This window comes from Streptomyces sp. (genome assembly GCF_031178505.1).
GTDB classification, from domain to species: Bacteria; Actinomycetota; Actinomycetes; order Streptomycetales; family Streptomycetaceae; genus Streptomyces; species Streptomyces gulbargensis.
Map to the genome: position 1 here is coordinate 1 of NZ_JAPSIW010000435.1, position 5,960 is coordinate 5,960.

At 75.6% G+C, this 5,960-nt stretch carries 4 protein-coding genes and 1 tRNA gene; 4 read left to right on the forward strand and 1 reads right to left on the reverse strand.

Annotated elements, in window-relative coordinates:
- On the forward strand, positions 1–333 hold a 333-nt coding region (locus RIF68_RS24420), incomplete at its 5' end, for a sortase domain-bontaining protein (protein WP_309053445.1).
- 459 nt (positions 334–792) lie between these two features.
- Here RIF68_RS24420 and RIF68_RS24425 read toward each other — a convergent pair.
- Positions 793–866 (reverse strand) — tRNA-Lys (locus tag RIF68_RS24425).
- A gap of 182 nt (positions 867–1,048) precedes the next feature.
- Here RIF68_RS24425 and RIF68_RS24430 point away from each other — a divergent pair.
- From RIF68_RS24430 to RIF68_RS24440, 3 genes are all read left to right on the forward strand, one after another.
- Entirely contained in the window at positions 1,049–2,557 is a 1,509-nt protein-coding gene (locus tag RIF68_RS24430) for a peptidoglycan-binding protein (protein WP_309053446.1), read from the forward strand.
- Positions 2,558–2,582: 25 nt separating this feature from the next.
- Positions 2,583–4,970, forward strand: coding sequence for an SPFH domain-containing protein (locus RIF68_RS24435; RefSeq protein ID WP_309053447.1), 2,388 nt, complete (start codon positions 2,583–2,585; stop codon positions 4,968–4,970).
- A 143-nt stretch (positions 4,971–5,113) separates the two neighbouring features.
- The gene (locus RIF68_RS24440) at positions 5,114–5,704 is read left to right on the forward strand and encodes a lytic polysaccharide monooxygenase (protein ID WP_309053448.1); all 591 of its coding nucleotides are present in this window, start codon (positions 5,114–5,116) and stop codon (positions 5,702–5,704) included.
- The last annotated feature ends 256 nt before the right edge of the window (positions 5,705–5,960 follow it).

A 5,960-nucleotide genomic window follows, 5' to 3' on the forward strand; every position in this document is an offset into this window, starting at 1 on the left:
CGGCCGGGCGCGGCGGGCGCCGCGCTGTTCGTCGGCCACGTCGACACGGAGACCCGCCCTGCCGTCTTCTACGGCCTGAGCGCGGTCCGCCCCGGAGCGAAGGTCCGCATCACCCGGACGGACGGCACGGTCGCCGAATTCACGATCGACGACGTGCAGGTCTTCCCTCGCGACCGCTTCGACCCCGCCAAGGCCTACGGTCCCCGCGACCCCGACCGCCCCGAACTCCGCCTGATCACCTGCGGCGGCACCTTCGACCGGGCGACGGGCACGTACACGGCCAACGTGGTGGTCTCCGGCTACCTGACGGCGACGGCGTCGACCGGCGACTGACGACCGACGAGCGACGGCGGACGAGCTGCCGGCGGGTGCGGGTCCCCGGGCCCGGCCCCGGTGGCCGCGCCGGGGCCGACCGCACCGCCCGGCCGTGGCGGCCCACCGCGCCGACCGGCCCTGCCCGGGGCGCCCACGCCGTCCGGGTCCCGCGCGGCCTTGCCCCGTGCGGCACCGGCGTCACCGTGTCACCTGCGCCTGCGCGCCGCGCGCCGCGCGCCCGGAGGGGCCCCGGATGTCCGTACGCCGTGCGCGGGGTCGTACCCCGGGCGGTCGCGGAAGATCCCGTCCCGGCCACCGCGCCCTGCTCGCCCTCCAGGGCACCCCGCGCCGGCATCCCGGGCGGCCCCGCCCGCCCCGCCGATCTCCGCCGCCCCTCCGGGACGCGACCGGAAAGGGACGGCAGGGGACGGAAAGCCGAGAAAGCCCCTCGCTTTCGCGAGGGGCTTTCTCCGTCGGTGCGCCGCCAGGGACTCGAACCCCGGACCCGCTGATTAAGAGTCAGCTGCTCTAACCAACTGAGCTAGCGGCGCCTGCTGACAGGGATAACTCTACCTGACGCGAAGGTGTGCTCCTGACCAATACCGGTCGCCTCCGGCCTGTCGGATGGTCGTATCAGGCCTTCAATCCGTCAAAATGCGATTTGTCCAGACAGTTGAGACACTGGCGCCCAACCGAGGCCCAAAAGATCTTGACGAGTGTGGAGGGGAATCGCATGAGCGTGCCGGTCTTCGAGGAAGTCGAACCCGCGGCCGACTGTGGCTGCCCGGGCTGTGCGCGGCAGCGGCGTGACCTCGCCCTGGGCCTGCCCGTCCGGCTGGGTGGCCACCCGGCGGCGCACGGCCCCCGCCGCGCACTGGTCCTGGTGACGGCGGCCGGTGTGGTCCTGGGCGGGGGAGGGGCCGCGGCGGGTGCCCTCTCCCCGTTGGTGGAACCGTTCACCCCGGCGGACGCCGCCGGTCGCGCCCACCCCGCCGGTCCCGGCCACCGCGGGGAGGCGCACGCCCCGGCCGTCCACGGCGCCGCGTCCTCCGTACGCCGCGCGCCGGCCGCCGCCGGTGAGCCGGCCGTCCTCCGCGAGCGCGCCGCCCCCGCCGACGGGCCGGAGACCCCGCAGGGCGGACGTGAACCGCTCCACGGAGCGCCCGGCCCCGGCTCCCAGCCGTCCCCCGGCTCCCTCCCCTCCACCAGTCAGATCTCCACGGAGTCCCTGAACACGACGACCCGCGCGGAGATCATCAACCGGGCCAAGAAGTGGGTCGCGGCGAAGGTCCCGTACTCCATGGAGAAGTACTGGACGGACGGCTACCGCCAGGACTGCTCCGGCTACATCTCCATGGCCTGGAACCTGCGCAGCAACGAGTGGACCGGCAGCCTCGACCGCTTCGGCACCCGCATCGAACGCGCCGAGCTCCAGCCCGGCGACATCCTGCTGTTCCACAACCCGGCCAACCCGACGCGCGGCTCGCACGTCACGATCTTCGGCGGCTGGACCGACTACACCCACACCGCCTACGTCGCGTACGAGCAGACCAAGCCGCACACGCGGAAGCAGGCGACGCCGATGGCGTACTGGGAGAACTCCGACCGTTACGTCGCCTACCGCTACAAGGGTGTCGTCAGCGGCGGCACCGGCGGCGGGTCGACCCCCACGCCGCCGCCCACCGACCCGGCCACCCCCTCCGCGCCCGCGGCGTCGGCCTACCCCGGCACGGCGATGTTCGGACCCGGTGCCCGCAACCCCCACGTCACGCGGCTCGGCAAGCTCCTCGTCGCCCGCGGCGGCAAGAAGTTCTACCGCGAGGGCCCCGGCCCGCGCTGGAGCGAGGCCGACCGGCGCGCGACCCAGGCCTTCCAGCGTGCCCAGGGGTGGAAGGGCAAGGAGGCCGACGGTCTGCCCGGCCCGCACACCTGGCGGCTCCTCGTGACCGGGGGCGGCCGGAGCATCGGCGGTTCGAGTGGTTCGGGCGGTCCGAGCGCACATGCGACGGCATTTCCCGGGCGTGGCTACTTCCGTCCGGGCCAATCCAACGCATATGTGGAGAAGCTGGGCAAACAACTGGTGAAGCGGGGCTTCGGCAAGCACTACCTGTCGGGACCCGGTCCGCGCTGGACGGAGGCGGACCGCCGCAACGTCGAGGCGTTCCAGCGGGCTCAGGGCTGGCGCGGCGGAGCGGCCGACGGCTACCCGGGCCCGGAGACCTGGCGGCGTTTGTTCCGATGACCCCGAGAGCATGAGGTGGACCCGAATGACGGCATCGACCCCGAACCCGCCGGACTCCGGCGCGGCGGCCTCGCGTGACGCCGCGCGCACGGCCAGACGCCTGACGGACGGCACGCTGCCCCGTACGTCCCCGGCCCGCGCCACACCCCCGGCCGCGGCCCCGACCGCGCCCGCGTCCGCCGACGGACCCGAGCCGTCCGCGGCGGCCCCGGCGCCCTCGGCCGCCGCCGCGGTCGTCTCCGCGCCGCCCGAGCCCCCGACCCACGTCCGCCTCCTCACCCGGGGGGCGGACCCCGTGGCCGGGCGGCCGGACGCCGCGCCGGCGGGTGCGGAAGCCGTACGGGGCACCGGAGCCCCCCTTTCGCCGTCGACGGCCCCCACCGAGGGGGACGCCCCGGCCCGACGGCCCGCGCACGCGCGGCCCGCCACGGAGGAAACCGCGGTCGTGCCGCCGAAGACCGACGGCGCCGAGCCGGCCACGTCCGCCGGACCGGAACGGACGCCCCGGCTCACGGAGACCGACGAGGCGCGCACCCCCCCTCCCGCCGGAGGGGCCGCCGCCGACCCCGTCCCGTCGAAGGTGTCCGGGCCCTCGGGGGACCACGGGAACTCACGCGACCACGGCGCCCCGGTCACCACGCCGCCGGGCACGCCCGCAAGCTCCCAGCCCCCCGGTCCCACCGCCCGGCCGGGTCCGGTCGCCGTGAACGGGTCCCCCGGCCCCACCGCCTCCGGCGCCCGCCCCACCGCCTCCGACGCCCGGCCGGGTCCGGCCGCCGCGAACGGCGCTCCCGGCCTCGCTGCCCCCGACGTCCGCCCCGCCGGCTCGGGTACGGCCCAGGGCACCGGCCCGGCCCCTTCCGGCAGGCCCGGTGACGGCCCCACCACCTCCGCCGCCCGGCCGGGTCCGGCCGCCGCGAACGGGGCACCCGACGCCACCGCCTCCGGCGCCCGCCTCGCCGGCTCGGGTACGGCCCAGGACACCGGCCCCGGCTCCGCCGGCCGGCCCGGCGCCCGCCCCGCCGGCTCCGCTCCAGCAACCCGCCCCGGCGGGGTCCAGGGCGCCACCGCTTCGCGGGTCGGCGGGCGGGGGGGCGAGCCGGGGCCCGACGCGAGGCCCGCCGAGGACGGTGCCAAGGCGCCGGCCGCCGCCGAGGTGCCCGTGTTCAAGCCGGAGTACGAGCTGCCGGACCTCGGGGCCATCACCATCGCCGGCGTCGGCACCGCCACCCCGAGGCCGGTACGGCGCAAGAACGTCATCGGGACGGAGACCACGGGCTCCATCCCCGTGCACCTCCTCTTCCGGGACGCGTCGGGCCCCGCCACCGCCTCCGTCCCGGTGGGCGACGACGGCGGGCCGGACACCGTGGCCATGGCACCGCCGACCGGGACCGCCGGGTTCCGGGTCCGCCGCCCCGACCCCGCCACCCCGCCCGGGGACAGGAGGGGCAAGGGGGCCGGGGAGGAGCGGGTGAGGACGCCCGCCGCCCGCCCCGCGCCCACCGCCGACCCGGACCTCGTCGAACGCCCCGCGTCCGTCCTGCCCGGCTGGCTGGGGATCGCCGGCGGGGCCCTCGCGCTCGCCGCGTGCGCGGCCGTCGTGTGGTGGACCGGAGTCGTGCCCGGTGAGCTGGAGCGGATGCTGCGGCTGCCGCACCGCCCGTACCACGGCATCCACCTCGGCCAGTGGGGGCTGCTCGCCCTCGGTGTGGTGCTCACCCTGTTCGCCTTCGGCGGGCTCGGCCGTGGCCGGGTCGGGTACGCGTGGGTGCTGACCCTGTTCGGCGACTACCGCGGCACCGTCCGCCGTACCGGACTCGTCTGGATCAGCCCGCTGCTGCTGCGCCGCCGGGTCGACGTACGGCTGCGGCACTGGCGCAGCGAGCCGCTGCCCGCCGTGGACGCGAAGGGGACCGCGCTCGACGTGGTCGTCCTGGTGGTCTGGCGGGTGCGGGACACCGTCCGGGCGGCGCTCGGGGTGGACGGCCACGAGGAGTATCTGAGGGAGCAGGTGGAGGCCGCGATGGCGCGGGTGCTCTCGCAGCTCCCGGCGGACGCCTTCCACGAGGACGCGCCGACGCTCCGGGACGCGGAGGCGGTCGGGGAGGCGCTGACGCGGATGCTGTCGGCGGAGTGCGCCCCGGTCGGCCTGGACGTGTTCTCGGCGCAGCCGACGCGGATCGAGTACGCCCCCGAGGTGGCGGCCGCGATGCGCCGGCGCCGGATCGCGGCGATCGACGCCAAGCACCGGGACAGCGTGCTGACCTCGGTCGTGGACGCCGTGGACGACGTGGTCCACCGGCTGACCAGTCGTGGTCTGGTCGAGCTGGACGACTACGAGCGCAAGGCGCTGGTGAAGGATCTGACGGTGGCGTTCTACACCGGTCGTACGGGGTCGGGAGAGGGCGCGTGAGCTGCCTTTCCCGGCCTCTCCGCCGGTATGGACATGTTCAACTTTCGTCTTTACCTTGATACTTGGTCTAGACCGGAATCAGTGTCACCGCACGCGTGCAGCACAGCCCACAGAACACCCCCACGTTCTCCTGGAGCGACAGCATGCGCAAAAAGACAGGGGTGGTGGCCGTGGCGCTCGGCGTCGCAGCCGCCTCCCTCCTCGCCACCAGCACCGCGAACAGCCACGGCTACACCGACTCGCCGATCAGCCGTCAGAAGCTGTGCGCCAACGGCACCGTGAGCAACTGCGGCTCCATCCAGTGGGAGCCGCAGTCGGTCGAGGGGCCGAAGGGCTTCCCCGCGGGCGGACCCGCCGACGGAAAGATCTGTTCCGCCGGGCTCACGCAGTTCGCCCAGCTCGACGACCCCCGGGGCGGCACCTGGCCCGCGACGCGGGTCACGGCGGGACAGAGCTACACCTTCCGCTGGCAGTTCACGGCGCGCCACCGCACCACCGACTTCCGCTACTACATCACCAGGAACGGCTGGGACCCGAGCCAGAAGCTGACCCGGGCCGCGCTGGACCCCCAGCCGTTCCTGACCGTCCCCTACAACAGCCAGCAGCCGCCGTCGACGCTCTCGCACTCCGGGACGATCCCGGCGGGCAAGACGGGCCGGCACCTCATCCTGGCGGTGTGGACGGTCGCGGACACGTCGAACGCGTTCTACGCCTGCTCGGACGTGCAGTTCTGACGGTACGCCGGTCACCGGCCGGCCCCTGAAAGACCGGGGGCGGGTACGGAGCCGGGCGGGAGGCCGGGGCGCGAGCCGCACCCCGGCCTCCCGCACCTTGAGCCGCACCCGCTCCCCGCACCTTGAGCCGCACCCGGCTCCGCCCATCCCGGGCCGCACCCGGCTCCCCGCACCCCGACCCCCACCCTTCGGTAGGGCCAGGCCCACCCTCCTTCCACCCCCCACGCCCATGGCCCCCGCCTCCCGCCGCCGCCTA

What these genes read in the sequence shown, in the direction of transcription:
- RIF68_RS24430 (WP_309053446.1), top strand. Translation starts at nt 1,049, where the DNA reads ATGAGCGTGCCGGTCTTCGAGGAAGTCGAACCCGCGGCCGACTGTGGC.
- RIF68_RS24435 (WP_309053447.1), top strand. Translation starts at nt 2,583, where the DNA reads ATGACGGCATCGACCCCGAACCCGCCGGACTCCGGCGCGGCGGCCTCG.
- RIF68_RS24440 (WP_309053448.1), top strand. Translation starts at nt 5,114, where the DNA reads ATGCGCAAAAAGACAGGGGTGGTGGCCGTGGCGCTCGGCGTCGCAGCC.